The following is a 16,380-nucleotide window of genomic DNA, read 5'->3' as shown; positions in this document are numbered from 1 at the left end:
GCACCGTGCGGTAGTTCACTTTTATGGGCCTGCCAGAATCAAAACTGCTCAATCGTCCGGCTTTTCCACAGGCGGCGCTAACGGTAGTGGTTTCAAGCTTCGGCAAGCGCTACCGCCTGCTCCACATCCACTGCCACCAGGCGCGAACAGCCCGGCTCGTGCATCGTCACGCCCATCAGCTGATCGGCCATTTCCATGGCGATCTTGTTGTGGGTGATATAGATGAACTGCACTTTCTCCGACATCTCCTTTACCAGCCGTGCATAGCGGCCGACGTTGGCGTCATCCAGCGGCGCATCGACTTCATCCAGCATGCAGAACGGCGCCGGGTTAAGCTGGAAGATGGCGAAGACCAACGCCAGCGCAGTCAGCGCTTTCTCGCCACCGGAAAGCAGGTGAATAGTGCTGTTCTTCTTTCCAGGCGGGCGCGCCATGATCGCCACCCCGGTATCGAGTAAATCTTCCCCGGTAAGTTCCAGATAAGCGTTGCCGCCGCCGAAGACTTTGGGAAATAGCGCCTGCAAGCCCCCGTTGATCTGGTCGAAGGTTTCCTTGAAACGATTGCGGGTTTCCCGGTCGATCTTGCGAATGACGTTTTCCAGCGTATCCAGCGCTTCAACGAGATCGTCGTTCTGCGCATCCAGGTATCGCTTGCGCTCGGACTGCTGCTGGTACTCGTCGATCGCCGCCAGGTTGATCGGTCCGAGACGCTGGATGCGCTGACCCAGCCGTTCCAGCTCTGCGTCCCAAGCTTGTTCGCTGGCTTCGGCCGGCAGCGTGGCAAGCACGCCATGCAGGTCGTAGCCGTCCTCATGCAGCTGATCTTGCAGCGCCTTGCGCCGCACGCTGAGGCCCTGCCAGTCCAAACGCTGCTGCTCCAGTTGACCGCGTAGCAGTTGCGCCTGCTGTTCGGCCTGGGTCCGGCGTTTTTCCGCCTCGCGCAGCTCGCGGTCGGCGTCGTCCAGCGCCAGTCGCGCATGCTTGAGTTCGTCCTCGACGGCCATGCGCCGGTCGAGCAATTCCTCGAGCTTCATGCGCAACTCTTCCAGAGGCGCTTCGCCTTCTTCCAGATTCAGGTTCAGTTGCTCACGCCGTTCGATGGCGCGTTCGAACTGCTGTTCCAGGCGTTCCAGGGCCTGCCGCGTGGAGTCGTATTGTGCTCTGAGCGAGCCGATGCGCAGCGCCAGCTGGTGCGCATGGTCCTTGCGCTGACGGGCATCCTGACGGATACGATCGAGCTGCTCGCGGATACCGTCGCGACTGGCAAGAAGCGCCTCGCGCTGCTCGGTGTCGTGCGCCATGGCATCCAGCGCTTCCTGCAACTGCAGACGCGCCTCACCCAGCTGCTCGGTTTCCACCGCGCGCTGTTCCGCCTGTTCTACCAGCTCCTCATCGAGTCGGCGCCGGCGCAGGGCCAGTTGTTCGACCTTGGCCTGCTGCGCCGAGAGCTGCGCCTTGAGTTCACCCTGCTGGCGCGACTCGTCCTGCTGACGCCGCCGCTGCTGTTCGCGCTCCTGTTCCAGCTGCTGCTGGGTCGTCCGCAGGCGCTCCAGACTCTCCTGCACCCCCTCGAGGCTCGCCTCGCGTTCGGCGCGCTCGGCCTGCAGGCGCTCCAGCTCCTGGCCGCGGGCGAGCAACCCGGATTCCGTTTCGCTGCCGCGGCGCACGCGCAGGAAATGCCGACCGACCCAGTAGCCGTCGCGGCTGATCGAGCTTTCGCCTTCGGCCAGATTCGCACGTGCGGCCAGCGCCTGCTCCAGTGACTCCACTGGCCGTACGCTGCCCAGCCAGGGGGCGAGATCGACATGGCTGTCGACCTTGTCCAGCAAGCTACCGGGCCGACGCACATCACCGCCGCCCCCCTGGACCAGACGCAGCTCGCCCTGGTCGAAGCGATCCAACGCCAGGCCGGCGAAGTCGTCCAGCAGCACGGCCTGCAAGTCGGCACCGAGCACGGTTTCCACCGCCAGCTCCCAGCCGGCCTCGACGCGCAGGCCTTCGGCAAGTCGCGGCAACTGCTGCAGTTGCTGCTCACTCAGCCAGGCGGCAACACCCTTGCCTGGGTCCAGCGCGGCCTGCTGCAAGGTTTCCAGCGAAGCGATACGACCGTTCAGGCGCTGCAGGTCACCATGCAGCTGCTGCTGGCTGTGAGTCGTCTGCTGGAGCCGCTCGCGCAGCTGCTCCAGCTGCTCGTCGAGCGCTTCGCCAGCGGCGGCCAGCTCGTCCAGGTTCAGCTCACTGATTGCCAGCTGCTCGCCAAGCTCGAGAATCGCCGCATCCTCAGGGTCGGCAATCAGCAAGGCTCGCTCGTCATCCAGCCGGCGCTGGCGTTCGGCCAGGCGCTCGAGACTCTGCTCCAGCTGCTGGATGCGCGACTGCTGCACTTCGGCGGCGCGGCGCGGCTCGGCACTGTGGTGGTTGAAGCGCTCCCACTGCTCCTGCCAGGCCTGCATCGCCGTTTCCGCCTCCTCCAGCTCGGCGGCGGATTCTTCGGCGGCGGCAGCGGAAAGCTCCTGCTCTGGCTCAAGCATGGCCAGTTCTTCGCCCAGCGTGGCCAGCAGCGTGCGATCGTGACCGAGGTGCGACTCGGTTTCCAGGCGTGCCTGCTCGGCCTCGCGCAGGTCGTCCTGCAACTGGCGCAGGCGTTGCTGGCCGTGCTGGATGCTTTGCTCCACCCTGGCGATGTCGCCGCCAACCGAATAGAAGCGTCCCTGCACCTGATTGAAGCGCTCGGACAGTTCATGATGGCCGTCGCGCAGGCGCTCGATGCTCGCATCGGCATTGCGTTGCTCGGCCACCAGCGCCTCGAAGGCCACCTCCTGATCGCCAATGACCTGCTCGCGCTGGCCGACCTGCTCGTTCAGGGCCTGCCAACGCAGCGCCGACAGCTGCGCCTTGAGCTGGCGTTCCTCGGCCTTGTATTCCTGATACTTCTCCGCCGACTGGGCCTGCCGGTGCAGACGCTCTAGCTGGCGCTCCAGCTCCTCGCGCAGGTCGGTCAGGCGTGCCAGGTTCTCATGGGTGCGGCGAATGCGGTTCTCGGTTTCGCGCCGGCGCTCCTTGTACTTGGAGATGCCGGCCGCTTCCTCGATGAAGTTGCGCAGATCCTCCGGCTTGGCCTCGATCAACTTCGAGATCATGCCCTGCTCGATGATCGAATAGCTGCGTGGCCCGAGGCCGGTGCCGAGGAAGATGTCGGTGATGTCGCGCCGGCGGCACTTCACCCCGTTGAGGAAGTAGGTGTTCTGCGAGTCGCGGGTGACACGGCGGCGGATGGAGATTTCGGCGAAGGCCGCGTACTCGCCGGTCAGCGTGCCATCGGAATTGTCGAAGATCAGCTCAATGCTGGCCTGGGTCACCGGCTTGCGGGTATTGGAGCCGTTGAAGATGACGTCGGTCATCGACTCGCCGCGCAGGTTTTTCGCCGAGCTTTCGCCCATCACCCAGCGTACGGCATCGATGATGTTGGACTTGCCGCAGCCATTCGGACCGACCACCGCCGCCATGTTGCTCGGAAAGCTGACCGTGGTCGGATCGACGAAAGATTTGAAACCGGCGAGTTTTATGCTTTTCAGTCGCATGAGAGCCTTTCCGTGGCGGTCAGCGTGGGAATGAACAAGCAGAGATCGCCGCGTGCATCGGGATTCCTGGCATCGAGTGGGTGCTGGCGCAAAGCCGCGGAGTTTATCACGGCGTTCCCGGCGGCTTGCAGGGAACGGAGCACAAAAGCCCTAGGGCCGGCGCGCCGAGCGGCGAAGAATCGGCCGGCCATCGAATGGGCCTTCATGCGGGGGTGACGCAGTGGAATATTGCCAGTGCCAAAGTGAATGTTGGCGCACCGCCTTCGAACGGTGTCAGCCGCCGGTCATGCTCATGAAGCGCACCACCTGCACCTGATCGTCGGTGTTGAAATGATGCTTTTCCGGCTTGAGCTGCAGCGCCTCCACTAACGCGTTACGCAACCGCTCGCGGTCACCGGGATGACGACGCATCAGGCTCTTCAGGTCCAGCGCGCCATCATGACCGAGGCAGAGCACCAGTTTGCCCTCGGCGGTGACCCGCACGCGGTTGCAACTGCCACAGAAGTTGTGGCTGTGCGGCGAGATGAAGCCCACCTGGGTTTCCGTTCCAGCTACCTGCCAGTAGCGCGACGGGCCGCCGGTGCTGTGGCTGCTGCGCACCAGGTTGTGACGCGCCTCGATCCGCTCGCGCACCTCATCGCTGGAGCAGAAGGTGATCTGGCGCTGATGACTAGAGACACTGCCCAACGGCATTTCTTCGATGAAGCTAATGTCGAGTCCACGAGCGACGGCGAAATCCACCAGGTCGAGCACTTCGTCGTCGTTACGCCCCTTCTGGATCACGCTGTTGAGCTTGATTCGCCTGAAACCCGCCTGCCGCGCCACCTCGATGCCGGCGAGCACCTGATCGAGCTGATCACGCCGGGTCAGCTCAGCGAAACGCTCGCGCCGCAGCGAGTCGAGACTGATGTTGAGGCGCTTCACCCCGGCAGCATGCAGCGTCGACGCCAGACTGTGGAGCTGCGAGCCGTTGGTGGTGATGGCCAGATCCTCCAGCTCCTCGCGAGCACCCAGGCGCGTCAGCAGGCTGGACAACCCTTTGCGCACCAGCGGCTCGCCACCGGTGACCCGGATACGCCGCACACCCAGACTGATGAAGGCGTCGGCGACTGCGTACAGCTCTTCCAGGGTAAGGATCTGCGCACGCGGCGCGAACACCATGTCCTCGCTCATGCAGTAGGTGCAGCGGAAGTCGCAGCGATCGGTGACGGAAAGCCGCAGGTAGGTGATGCGCCGGCCGAACGGATCGACCAACTGGGAATCGGGCATGGAACTCTCCAACTACGGGGTGCGCATGTATGCAGCCTATGTCGTAACAACGGATCAGGCAAAGTCGGCTTATGAATGTCGCACCATCAGCACCTCGCTGCCGGCGCGTCTTGGCACGAGCATTCTTCCGCCAGCGCAACGCACGGCGCAGCGCGCTGAGGAAGGCGTGTTTTAATGGGCGGGCCCTGGCGGCACCGACTGCCACCCGAATAGATCTGGAGAGACCTGCGCAGATGGATAACGATTCGCTGCAAGCCATGAGCTGGCGAGAGCGCCTCTACGTCATCATCTTTTTCACCAACACACCGGCGGGCCGACGCTTCGACACCTGGTTGCTAGTGGTGATCCTTGCCAGCCTGGTTGTGGTGATGTTCGACAGTGTCGCCTCGGTCAACGCACGCCACGGAGTGTTGCTGACCAATCTGGAATGGGCATTTACCGCCGTCTTCGCCATCGAGTACGCGCTGCGCATCTACACCCATCCCGAGCCGCGCAAGTACGTGTTCAGCTTCTATGGCGCCGTCGACCTGTTGTCGGTGCTGCCCGCCTTCGTCGCCCTGCTGTTCCCGGACGCGCAGTACCTGCTGGTGGTTCGCGTGGTACGCATGCTGCGCATCTTCCGCATCCTCAAGCTGACGCCCTATCTCAGCCAGGCCAATTTCCTGCTGGTAGCACTGCGCGGCAGCCGGCAGAAGATCATCGTCTTCCTCGCCAGCGTGACCACCCTGGTGATCATCTACGGCACGCTGATGTATGTCGTCGAAGGCCCCGCCAACGGCTTCACCAGTATTCCGGTGAGCATCTACTGGGCCGTGGTCACGCTCACCACCGTGGGCTTCGGCGATATCGTCCCGCACACCTCGTGGGGCAAGGCGCTGGCGACCATGGTGATGATCACCGGTTACTCGATCATCGCCGTACCCACCGGCATCTTCACCGCCGAACTGGCCAATGCCATGCGCCAGGACAGCCTGCAGCACAGCTGCCCGGTGTGCGACAAGCTCACCCACGAGCATCACGCCGCCTACTGCAGCCGCTGTGGCAGCAGGCTGTTCGACAAGCCCGAGCGCCAAGCCCAGGATTGACCAGCAACTAGCGCACCGCCGTCATACCGTTTCGCTTCCGTTCGACGCTCCCCAGCGCGCCGCTAGACGCTCGACCACGCCCCCACCACTTGCTGCAGGCTGCCGGCCCGAACGGGCCCGGCAGCCGATTGTCACATCCTCAGACTCGTCGCGGGCAGGATGGAGACGCGCATGCCCTTGCTCAAACTGCTGCACTTCGCCGCCCTGCTGTGCTGGTGCGGTTCGCTGCTGTACCTGCCGGCCCTGATCGCCGCCGGCACGCGGCCGAACGATCGGCTGTTCTACCGCGACCACGCGCATCTCACCCGCCTGGTGTTCACCCTCATCAGCACGCCTGCAGCATTGCTGGCCATCGGCTCCGGCACTGCGTTGTTTCTACGCGATGGCACCCTCGCCGGCTGGCTGATCGTGAAGCTCACGGCGGTCACTGCGATGGCGTTGTGTCATGCGCTGTGCGGTGTGCTGGTACTACGGATCGAACGCCAGCCCGAGCGCAGCGTCACCCGCCAATGCCTGGTGATGGGCGTGCTGATCCCGCTGCTGATCGCGCTGACCCTCTGGCTGGTTCTGGCCAAGCCCTTCTAACCCAAGGAACCACTGCCTCGCATGACCGACCAACCGGCCCCATACATCGCCGCCCCGCCCACAGACGTGCGGCAAGCGACCACGCTAGGCATCCAGATCGACGCCCACGGCATGTTCGTAGACCAGCCGTCCGCCGAGGAACGCCGCCAGGGAGATCAGCAGTGCGGTCAGCAAAGAAAGGTACAACCCCCACAGGGCGTCCGCGTCACCGCTGTTCATGCCCTGATAGCGCAACAGCCAGTTGAGCGAAGCCAGCGACAGCATCATCACCGCCAGGATGGCATGACACCAGGCGGTAACCTTGCGGCGGATCTGCTTCACGCTGAGCAGATCGATCACGCCGGCGATGCTGGCGATCCAGCCACCGATGGCGCCGACACCTGCCAGCCAGAGCGCGGCACGCCACCAGAACTCGTCGAGCGTCCACAGATAGGCGAGGTCCGCCGGCACCAGGCCAAGCAGTGCGGCCACCGGAAAGTGGATCATCATCGGGTGCAGCGGGTGGCCGGCAATCGCGGCGTTGCTGTTGATGGTTTCGCGATCAATGGCCATTCGGCCCTCCCAGGCGCTCACGTCATCTGCGCCACCGCTAGCGCACAACGCGGCGGCAGGCTCTTGCAATGGACCACGCTGGCGCTGGCAGTTCCTTTGCTCGCCGGCTGCGACGGTCCGCAATCGGCACTGTCTCCGGCCGGGCCGATGGCACGCGATGTGGCGAACGTCTGGTGGGCGATGTTCGCTTTCTCGGTGCTGGTGCTGGTGGTCGTCAGCTGGCTGTGGATCCACGCCATGCGTCGACAGCCGCGCGAAGTCGACGCGGAACAGGCCAGGCGCATCAATCGGCGCTGGCTCGTTGGTGGCGGCCTGATTCTGCCGACCGCCAGCATCTTCGCCCTGCTCGCCTTCGGCATCCCCGCCGGACGCGGCATGCTGCCACTGCCGGTGATCGGCGAGCAGCCGCTACGCGTGGAAATCACCGGCCACCAGTGGTGGTGGGAGGTGCGCTACCCGGACAGCGGCGTGGTGACCGCCAACCAGTTCATCCTGCCAGTGGGCCGCCTGATAGACATCGAGCTCAGCAGCGCCGACGTGATCCACTCGTTCTGGGTGCCACGTCTGGGCGGCAAGCTGGACATGATCCCCGGCCGGACCAATACCCTGCGCCTGCAAGCCAGCGAAAGCGGCGTGATGCGCGGGCAATGCGCCGAATTCTGCGGTAGCCAGCACGCGCACATGATCCTGCATGTCGAGGCGCTGGAAGCCGAGGCCTTCGACCAGTGGATCGAGGCGCGCGCTGGTCGCGAGCATCAGCCGCCCACCGGCGCTGCCGGCCAGGTCTTCGGCGAGCGCTGTGGACAGTGCCACCGTGTCGCCGGTGTCAGCGACGGCCAGCGCGCGCCGGATCTGAGCGACCTTGCAACGCGGCCCACCCTAGGCGCCGGCGTCATCGCCAACGATGCGGAAGGCCTGCGCCGCTGGCTGCGCGAGCACCAGAGTCTCAAGCACGGCAACGCGATGCCGAGGCACGACGACATTTCCGATGAAACCCTCGACCAGCTCGCCGACTGGCTGGAGACCCTTGCACCATGAGTCCGGTCCATCGCAGGGGCGCACCTGCCACCGATCCCGATCAGCTGCACGACCAGTTCAACGAAGTCTGGGGCAACCCACGCGGCTGGCGGGCGCTGACCATCGTCAACCACACCAGCATCGGCCTGCGCTTCCTGGTCACCGGCGCCTTCTTCTTCCTGGTCGGTGGGCTGCTGGCCATGCTGATCCGCACCCAGCTCGCCCTGCCGGGCTACGAGCTGATGGAGCCGGACGTCTACAACCAGGTCTTCACCATGCACGGCACGGTGATGATGTTCCTCTTCGCGGTGCCAATGATGGAGGGGCTGGCGGTCTATCTGATTCCCAAGATGCTCGGCGCCCGCGACCTGGTGTTTCCACGGCTTTCCGCCCTGGGCTACTACTGCTACCTGTTCGGCGGGCTGATCCTGCTGTCGAGCATCTTCCTCGACGTCGCGCCCAAGGCTGGCTGGTTCATGTACACGCCGCTGTCCAGTTCGGCGCACACGCCGGGGGTGAATTCGGACTTCTGGCTATTGGGTATCACCTTCGTCGAGATTTCCGCGGTATCGGCCGGCGTTGAGCTGGTGGTGTCGATTCTGCGCACCCGCGCCAACGGCATGGCCCTGCACAAGATGCCGCTATACGCCTGGTACATCCTGGTGATGGCGATGATGATCGTGGTCGGCTTCCCGCCGCTGATCCTCGGCTCGATCCTGCTGGAGCTGGAACGCGCAGCCGGCATGCCGTTCTTCGACGTCGCCCGTGGCGGCGACCCGGTGCTCTGGCAGCACCTGTTCTGGCTGTTCGGCCACCCGGAGGTGTACATCATCTTCCTGCCCGGTGCCGGCATCGTCTCGACGCTGATTCCGGTGTTCTGTCAGCGCCCGCTGGTGGGTTATCGCTGGGTCGTGCTGGGCGTGCTGACCACCGGTTTCATCAGTTTCGGCCTGTGGGTACACCACATGTTCACGGTCGGCATCCCGCAGCTGGCCACCGCCTTCTTTTCGGCGGCGAGCATGCTGGTGGCGATTCCCACCGGCGTGCAGATCTTTGCCTGGATCGCCACGCTCTGGCTCGGTCGACCGGTGTACCGGGTGCCGATGCTCTGGCTGGTGGGCTTTCTGATCGTCTTCGTCGCTGGCGGACTGACCGGGGTGATGCTGGCGCTGGTGCCATTCGACTGGCAGGTACACGACACCCATTTCGTCGTCGCGCACATGCACTACGTGCTGGTGGGCGGCATGCTGTTCCCGCTGATGGCCGGCCTCTATTACTGGCTGCCGCACTTCTCGGGACGCATGCCGTCCGAAAAGCTCGGCCGCTGGGGCTTCTGGCTGTTCTTCATCGGTTTCAACGCGACCTTCCTGATCATGCACTGGACCGGCCTGATCGGCATGCCGCGGCGCGTCTACACCTACGACACGGGCCTGGGTTGGGACATGCCCAATCTGGTGTCGTCGATTGGCAGCTTCATCATGGCCGCCGGCGTGGCCACCATCCTGCTGGATATCCTGTTGCACTTCCGCTTCGGCGTTCCGGCGCCGAAGAACCCCTGGAACGCCGATACCCTCGAGTGGGCCACCAGCCTGCCGCCCAGCGCCTACAACTTCGTCAGCCTGCCGGACGTCAGCGATCGCCACCCGCTGTGGAAGAACCCGGACCTGCCGGACAGCGTCGCCCGTGGCGAGCATGCGCTGACGGTGATCGACCACGGCCGGCGGGAAACCTGGGGCATCGATCCCTTGACCGGCAAGGTACGTGAAATCATCCATCTACCCGGCAACAGCTGGCTGCCCTTCATCGCCGCGGTGTTCCTTGCGGTGCTCTGCCTGAGTCTGCTGAACAAGGCCTACATCCTCGCGATCATCGCCACCGTGGCCACGCTGATCGTGCTGCTGCGCTGGTCGTGGGAAAACGGCGCGCATCCGGCTGCGGCACCGGACGCCCGCACCCAGCCTGGCGAGCCGCCGCTGCACTCACGCACGTTCGACGGCCCAGGCCTGTGGGGTATGGGCGTCACGCTGCTGGCCAATGGCGCGCTGTATCTGTCACTGCTGTTCGGCTGGTTCTACCTGTGGACCGTATCGCCGCAATGGCGGGTGCCCGACAGTGCGCTGAACGGCTGGCTGATGCTGGCGAGCGCACTGCTGCTCAGCGGCGGCAGCTTCTGGCTGCATCGCCTGATCAAACGTCTGCGCGCCGGCATTCATCGTGGCCTGCTAGGACAACTGGCGCTGCTCGCGCTGCTGGCGCTGGTGCAGTCGGCCATGCTGCTGTGGCTACTGCTGTCGGCAGGGCTGGCACCGACCGAAACGGCCCACGATGCGGTGCTCTTCGTGCTGCTGGCATATAGCCTGATCCACTGCACGCTGGCGGCGGTACTCACCGGCCTGCAGGCCTGGCGCGTGGGGTACGGCTACGTCGGTGACAATGCGCCCTATGAGCCGGTGGTGGTGGAACAGCTCTGGTACTACAACTTGGGCGTCCTATGGATCAGCTATGCGGCAATCGTGTTGTTTCCCGCGACCTGGGGAGGCGCCTGATGCAACCCGCACGCACCTCGCCGTTTCATCCGATCCAGATCCCGATCGGCCTGATCATCTGGAGCCTCTGGTTCGTCACCATCTATGGCGGCCAGGCGGTCGCCTGCAAGATCAGCCCACCCGATCCGGCACAGGGCGTGTGGAACTGGCTGAATGGCAGCCTCGGCCTGCTGACCGTGCTGACGCTGGCACTGTTGCTCTGGCTGACGCGCTACTTCTGGCGCCTGTCGCGACCGCCGCAGGAGTTGAACGAGCGGCAGCTGTTTGTCACCAAACTGGCCGCGGGCATTCACTTCATCGCGGCGCTCGCGACCCTCTTCGTCGGCATCCCGCTGTTGCAGATTCCACCATGCCTATGACTGCTCTGGCGCTGGCCGTGTTGCTGAGCCTGCCGAGTCCGGCGCTGGCCCACGGCCTGTTCGACACGCACCTGTTGGACCGCATGCCGCTGCTGCTCACTGCGCTGCTGGTCGCTGCCGCGTGGCTGCTTTATGTCCTAGGCGCCCGCAAGGTGCCGGCGCGGCGCAGCGAAGCCTTCTGCTTTCACAGCGCCATGCTGCTGACAGCGTTCGCCGTCTTCGGCCCCATTGACGACTGGGCGGAAAGCAACACCAGCTGGCACATGACCCAGCACATGTTGTTCATCGTGGTGATCGCGCCGTTGTGGGCATTGGCGCGGCCGCTGCCGCAGTGGCGCGGCGTCACTGGCCGCTTCGCGCAACCGCTGTGGACGGCCATCCTGCGCGCCGGCCGCTATCCGACGTTGCTGGCGTTGCTGCATGGCGCGGTGATCTGGATCTGGCACACACCGAAGCTCTATGTGCTGGCGCTGGACAACCTGTGGTGGCACGCCTTCGAGCACGCCTGCTTCCTCTTCAGCGGCTGGCTGTTCTGGTGGTCGGTGCTGCGCGCCAACCCGAAAAAGGTGCCGCAGGCGCTGATGGCAGTGGTGCTGACGCTGATGCACACCGGCCTGCTCGGCGCGCTGCTCACCTTCGGCAGCACCTCGTTCTACGGCGCAGGCCGTTCGGTGGAGGATCAGCAGCTGGCGGGACTGCTCATGTGGGTGCCGGGCGGGCTGATCTACCTGCTCGGTGGCGGCTGGATCGCCTGGCGCTGGCTGACGCGCATCTGGCGACGTCAGCCGGCACACCGGCTCGATCAATCATCCTGACCACGTTCGCTCGACAGTACCGGCTCCTGCTGCAGTTGCTCGATCTGCCAGCCGCCACCCAGCGCGGCGATCAGCTGCACGCTGGTCACCAGGCGGTCGCCCAGCAGCGTCAGGTTGGTGCGCTGGTTGTTCAGCGCAGTGGTCTGCACCGTCACCACGCTCAGGTAGTCGACGGTACCGGCGCGATACTGGTTCTCGATCAGCCGCAGCGATTCCTGCGCGGCGTCCAGCGCTTCGCGTTGCACCACGGCTTCCTCACCGAGCACGCGTAGCTGCACGAGGTAATCCTCGACCTCGCGGAAGCTGTCGAGCACCGTTTGCCGGTAGGTCGCCACGGTCTGGTCGTAGGCCGCCTCGGCACGCTCCAGTTCGGCACGCCGGCCGCCGAAATCCAGCAGCGTCAGCGCCAGCTGCGGACCGAGCGACCAGAAGCGGTTCGGCACCTCGAACAGCTGGTTGAAGCTGCTGTTGCGATAGCCACCGCTGGCCGACAGGGTCAGGTCCGGATACCAGGCCGCCTCGGCGATGCCGATCTCGGCATTGGCGGCCATCACCTCGCGTTCGGCCGCCGCGACATCCGGGCGGCGCTCCAGCAGTTGCGACGGCATGGCCAGCGGCACCTCAGGCAGCGCGGGAATGTCTTCGCGCACGGCGATGTTCAGCTCAACTGGCGGTACGCCGATCAGCACCGCGATGGCATGTTCCAGCTGCGCCCGCTGCCACTTGAGGTCGATGGCCTGCGCCTGGGTGCTCTTGAGCTGAGTCTGCGCCTGGGCAACGTCGGACTTGGGCACGATGCCGGCGCGATACTGGTTCTCGGTGAGGCGCAGCGAGCGCGCGTAGGCGGCGACCGTCTGGTCGAGCAGACGCTGCTGCTCATCCATCACCCGCAATTGCAGGTAGGTCTGCACCAGCTCCGCCTGCAGACTCAGACGGACCGCCGCAAGGTCGGCCGCGCTGGCCTGCATGCTTGCGCGGTTGGCTTCCAGGCCACGGCGCAGGCGGCCCCAGAGGTCCAGCTCCCAGGATGCGCTGAGCCCTGCCTCGTAGCTTTCGCTGACGCCCACGCTGCTACTGGAGGAGCTGCCGCCGGTAGCCTGCCGCGAACGGGTAACCCCAGCGTTGCCGGACAGCGTCGGGAACAGCTGCGAGCGCGCGCTGCGCACCAGTGCGCGTGCCTGGCGATACTGCGCCTCCGCCACGGCAAGGTTCTGGTTGGACACGTTCAACCGGCTCACCAGCGCATCCAGCTCGGCGTCGCCGTACAGCTGCCACCAGTCGCCGCGCTGCAGGGCGTCGGCCGGCGCCGCGCTCTTCCAGCCTTCGGCCTGCTTGAACGCGCCGGCATCCGGCAATTGCGGGCGCTGGTAATCCGGGCCGAGGGTGCAGGCAGCGAGCGTGAGGGCCATGCCGATCACGACCAGGGGACGAAGGGTACAGCTCGGGCTCATAGCGGATTTTCCATGGCGGCATCGGTACGCACACCGCGCCAGTTGTTGAAGCGATGGCGCAGGCGGTCCAGGTAGAGGTAGACCACCGGCGTGGTGTAGAGGGTAAGAATCTGGCTGAGCACCAGCCCGCCGATGATGGTCAGGCCCAGCGGCTGGCGCATCTCCGCGCCCTCCGCGCCGCCGATCAGCAGCGGCAGCGCGCCGAGAATCGCCGCCAGGGTGGTCATCAGGATCGGGCGGAAGCGCAGCAGGCAGGCCTTGTGGATCGACTCCGCCGGCGCCAGACGCTCGTTGCGCTCGAACTGCAGCGCCAGATCGATCATCAGGATGGCGTTTTTCTTCACCACGCCGATCAGCAGGAACAGCCCGAGCAGCGAGATCAGGCTGAACTGGTCGCCGGTGAGGATGATCGCCAGCAGCGCGCCGACCCCGGCCGACGGCAGCGTCGAGAGAATGGTCAGCGGGTGGATGTAACTTTCGTAGAGCACGCCGAGCACGATGTACACCAGCAGCAGCGCACCGAGGATCATGAACGGCTGGCTTTCCTGCGCGGCCTTGAACACGTCGCCGGTGCCGCCCAGGCGGCCCTGCACCGAACTCGGCAGGCCGATCGCGGCCACCGCGCGCTCGATGGCCAGGGTCGCCTTGTCCAGGCTGACGCCTGGGGCGAGGTCGAAGTCGATGTTCTCCGCGGCGAACTGGCCGTCGTGGCTGACCCGGTCTTCCTCCAGGCTGCGCTCGTAGCGGGCGAAGGCGGACAGCGGCACACGTCGGCCATCGCTGGTGACCACGTGAATCTGCTCCAGCACCTCGGGATGCTGCGCATAGCTCGGGTCGATCTCCATCACCACCTGGTACTGGTTGAGCGTCTCGTAGATGGTCGAGATTTGTCGCTGGCTGAAAGCATTGTTGAGCAGTGTGGTCACCGTGCTCATGTCGATGCCCAGGCGCTTGGCGGCGTCGCGGTCGATCTTCAGGCTGATCTGCTGCGCGCCCTCGCCTTCGTTGGCGTCGATGCTGGTCAGCTCCGGCAGCTCCATCAACGCCTGATTCACCCGCGGCACCCAGGTGCGCAGGTCCGCGAGGTCGCTGGCCAGCAGCGTGTAGGCGTAGGCCGAGCTGCTCTGCCGGCCGCCGCCGAACTGTAGGTCCTGATCGGCCATGAGGAACAGCCGTCCGCCCGGCACTTGCGGCTGATTCTTGCGGATGCGCTCGATCACCTGCTGCGCCGATAGCTTGCGCTCCTCCAGCGGTTTGAGGCGCACGATCATGAAGGCGTTGTTGATCCCACCCTGCCCGCCGATGAATCCGGCCACGCTCTCCACCGCCGGGTCGGCCAACACCGCCTTGCGGAAGATCTCCATCTTCGGCTGCATGACCTGGAACGACAGGCCGTCGTCGCCACGGATGAAGCCGGTCAGCTGGCCGGTATCCTGCTGCGGCAGAAAGGTCTTGGGCACCTGCACGTAGAGCACCACGTTGAGCGCGATGGTCGCCAGCAGGCTCAACAGCGTGATGCGCCGATGGCGCAGCGCCCAGCTCAGCGAGCGGTCGTAGTAACCGAGCAGCCACTGGTGAGCATTGTGGCTCCAGCGATGCAGACGGCCTTCGCGCTCGGCCTGGTAGGGCTTGAGCCAGCGCGCGCAGAGCATCGGCGTCAGCGTTAGCGACACCAGTAGCGAAACCAGGATCGCCGCCGCCAGCGTCAGCGAGAACTCGCGGAACAGCCGCTCGACGATACCGCCCATGAACAGGATGGAGACGAACACCACCACCAGCGACAGGTTCATCGACAGCAGCGTGAAGCCCACCTCGCGAGTGCCGATGTAGGCCGCACGCAGCGGCGGCACCCCCTCGTCGATATGCCGGGCGATGTTCTCCAGCACCACGATGGCATCGTCCACCACCAGACCCGCGGCGAGGATCAGCGCCATCAGCGACAACGTGTTGAGCGAGAAGCCGAACAGGTACATCACCGCGAAGGTGCCGACCAGCGAGACCGGCACCGCCAGCGCCGGGATCAGCGCGCTGCGCACATGGCCGAGAAACACGAAGACCAGCACGATCACCAGCACCACGGCGATCAGCAGCGTGCGCTCGGCCTCGTGCAGGGTGGCGCGGATCACCGGCGAGCGGTCCATCGCCACGTTCAGCTCGACGCTGCCCGGCAGAATCGCCTGCAGCGCCGGCAGTTCGGCGCGAATGCCCTCGATGGTCTCGATGATGTTGGCGCCGGCCTGGCGGTTGACGATCAGCAGTACCGCCTGCTCGTTGTTGAAGAAACCGCTGTTGTAGCGATCCTCCACCGCATCCTCGACCTTGGCCACATCGCTCAGGCGCAGCGTCGCGCCATCCTGATAGCGCAGGATCAGCGGTAGATAGTCGGCAGCAGCGTGCAGCTGGTCGTTGGCCTGTACCTGCCAGTGGCGCTCATCGTTCTCGACCATTCCCTTGGGCCGGCGCACGTTGGCGTTGGCGATGGTCGTACGCACCTCGTCCAGCGAGACGCCGTACTGCTCCAGCTGCTGCGGCTGCAATTCGACACGCACGGCCGGCAGCGAACTGCCACCGACCTGCACTTCGCCGACGCCGGGCACCTGCGAGAGCTTCTGCGCGAGGATGGTCGAGCCGATGTCGTACAGCTGGCCCTTGTCGAGGACTTCGGAGGTCAGCGACAGCACCATGATCGGCGCCTGCGAGGGGTTGATCTTGCGGTAGGTCGGCATGCTGCGCATGCCGCTGGGCAACAGGTTGCGCGCAGCATTGATCGCCGCCTGCACGTCGCGTGCGGCGCCGTTGATGTCGCGCTCCAGGTCGAACTGGATGATGATCCGCGTCGAGCCTTGGCTGCTGCGGCTGCTCATCTGGCTGACCCCGGCGATGCTGCCCAGCGAGCGCTCCAGCGGTGTCGCCACGCTGGAAGCCATGATCTCCGGACTGGCGCCGGGCAAGCTGGCCTGCACGGTGATCACCGGAAAATCCATGTTCGGCAATGGCGAAACCGGCAGCAGGCCGAAACTCACCCCGCCCAGCAGCAGAATCGCCAGGCTGAGCAGCATGGTCGCCACCGGCCGGGCGATGAAGGGCGCCGACAGGTTCATTGCGCCGCACTCCGTTGCG

Annotated in this window: 12 protein-coding genes; 7 read left to right on the top strand and 5 right to left on the bottom strand. The window is 65.2% G+C overall.

What is annotated here, in order from left to right:
* Nucleotides 1-92 precede the first annotated feature (92 nt).
* Nucleotides 93-3,581 (bottom strand): chromosome segregation protein SMC, encoded by a 3,489-nt coding sequence (gene smc, locus N8H22_RS04635; RefSeq protein ID WP_264589457.1) that lies wholly within the window; start codon nucleotides 3,579-3,581, stop codon nucleotides 93-95.
* Nucleotides 3,582-3,854: 273 nt separating this feature from the next.
* Nucleotides 3,855-4,850: a GTP 3',8-cyclase MoaA gene (gene moaA, locus N8H22_RS04630; RefSeq protein ID WP_264589456.1), complete on the bottom strand. Its 996-nt coding sequence runs from the start codon at nucleotides 4,848-4,850 to the stop codon at nucleotides 3,855-3,857.
* On the opposite strand from moaA, the gene N8H22_RS04625 reads away from it, so the two are divergent.
* The 3 genes from N8H22_RS04625 to N8H22_RS04615 all read left to right on the top strand — a co-directional run bounded on the left by N8H22_RS04625 (nucleotide 4,849) and on the right by N8H22_RS04615 (nucleotide 6,520).
* Nucleotides 4,849-5,025 carry a hypothetical protein gene (locus tag N8H22_RS04625; protein WP_264589455.1) on the top strand — a complete coding sequence of 59 codons (177 nt, stop codon included), beginning with the start codon at nucleotides 4,849-4,851 and terminating at the stop codon, nucleotides 5,023-5,025. The genes moaA and N8H22_RS04625 overlap by 2 nt on opposite strands.
* Nucleotides 5,026-5,083: 58 nt before the next feature.
* Nucleotides 5,084-5,935 (top strand): ion transporter, encoded by an 852-nt coding sequence (locus N8H22_RS04620; protein WP_264589454.1) that lies wholly within the window; start codon nucleotides 5,084-5,086, stop codon nucleotides 5,933-5,935.
* A 171-nt stretch (nucleotides 5,936-6,106) separates the two neighbouring features.
* Nucleotides 6,107-6,520, top strand: coding sequence for a CopD family protein (locus N8H22_RS04615; protein ID WP_264589453.1), 414 nt, complete (start codon nucleotides 6,107-6,109; stop codon nucleotides 6,518-6,520).
* Nucleotides 6,521-6,604: 84 nt separating this feature from the next.
* On the opposite strand, the gene N8H22_RS04610 is transcribed toward N8H22_RS04615, so the two are convergent.
* Nucleotides 6,605-7,072, bottom strand: a complete 468-nt coding sequence (locus tag N8H22_RS04610) for a DUF2231 domain-containing protein (RefSeq protein WP_264589452.1) — start codon at nucleotides 7,070-7,072, stop codon at nucleotides 6,605-6,607.
* A gap of 147 nt (nucleotides 7,073-7,219) precedes the next feature.
* On the opposite strand from N8H22_RS04610, the gene coxB reads away from it, so the two are divergent.
* Genes coxB through N8H22_RS04590 form a run of 4 tightly spaced genes read left to right on the top strand, consistent with a single transcriptional unit; the run spans nucleotide 7,220 to nucleotide 11,809 of the window.
* Nucleotides 7,220-8,110, top strand: coding sequence for a cytochrome c oxidase subunit II (coxB, locus tag N8H22_RS04605; RefSeq protein WP_264589824.1), 891 nt, complete (start codon nucleotides 7,220-7,222; stop codon nucleotides 8,108-8,110).
* On the top strand, nucleotides 8,107-10,635 hold the full coding sequence (gene ctaD, locus N8H22_RS04600; protein ID WP_264589451.1) for a cytochrome c oxidase subunit I: 2,529 nt from the start codon (nucleotides 8,107-8,109) through the stop codon (nucleotides 10,633-10,635). The genes coxB and ctaD overlap by 4 nt, the downstream gene beginning before the upstream one ends.
* The gene (locus N8H22_RS04595) at nucleotides 10,635-10,994 is read left to right on the top strand and encodes a hypothetical protein (protein ID WP_264589450.1); all 360 of its coding nucleotides are present in this window, start codon (nucleotides 10,635-10,637) and stop codon (nucleotides 10,992-10,994) included. Before ctaD ends, N8H22_RS04595 begins: the two co-directional genes overlap by 1 nt.
* On the top strand, nucleotides 10,991-11,809 hold the full coding sequence (locus N8H22_RS04590) for a cytochrome c oxidase assembly protein (RefSeq protein ID WP_264589823.1): 819 nt from the start codon (nucleotides 10,991-10,993) through the stop codon (nucleotides 11,807-11,809). The genes N8H22_RS04595 and N8H22_RS04590 overlap by 4 nt, the downstream gene beginning before the upstream one ends.
* Here the strand turns inward: N8H22_RS04590 and N8H22_RS04585 are convergent.
* Nucleotides 11,797-13,260, bottom strand: a complete 1,464-nt coding sequence (locus N8H22_RS04585; protein WP_272890709.1) for an efflux transporter outer membrane subunit — start codon at nucleotides 13,258-13,260, stop codon at nucleotides 11,797-11,799. The genes N8H22_RS04590 and N8H22_RS04585 overlap by 13 nt on opposite strands.
* The gene (locus N8H22_RS04580; protein WP_264589449.1) at nucleotides 13,257-16,361 is read right to left on the bottom strand and encodes an efflux RND transporter permease subunit; all 3,105 of its coding nucleotides are present in this window, start codon (nucleotides 16,359-16,361) and stop codon (nucleotides 13,257-13,259) included. Before N8H22_RS04580 ends, N8H22_RS04585 begins: the two co-directional genes overlap by 4 nt.
* Nucleotides 16,362-16,380: the final 19 nt, after the last annotated feature.

This window comes from Stutzerimonas sp. S1 (assembly GCF_025966695.1).
Lineage (GTDB): Bacteria > Pseudomonadota > Gammaproteobacteria > Pseudomonadales > Pseudomonadaceae > Stutzerimonas.
The sequence above is the reverse complement of the archived record's forward strand: the minus strand, read 5'-3'. Positions and strand labels throughout refer to the sequence as shown.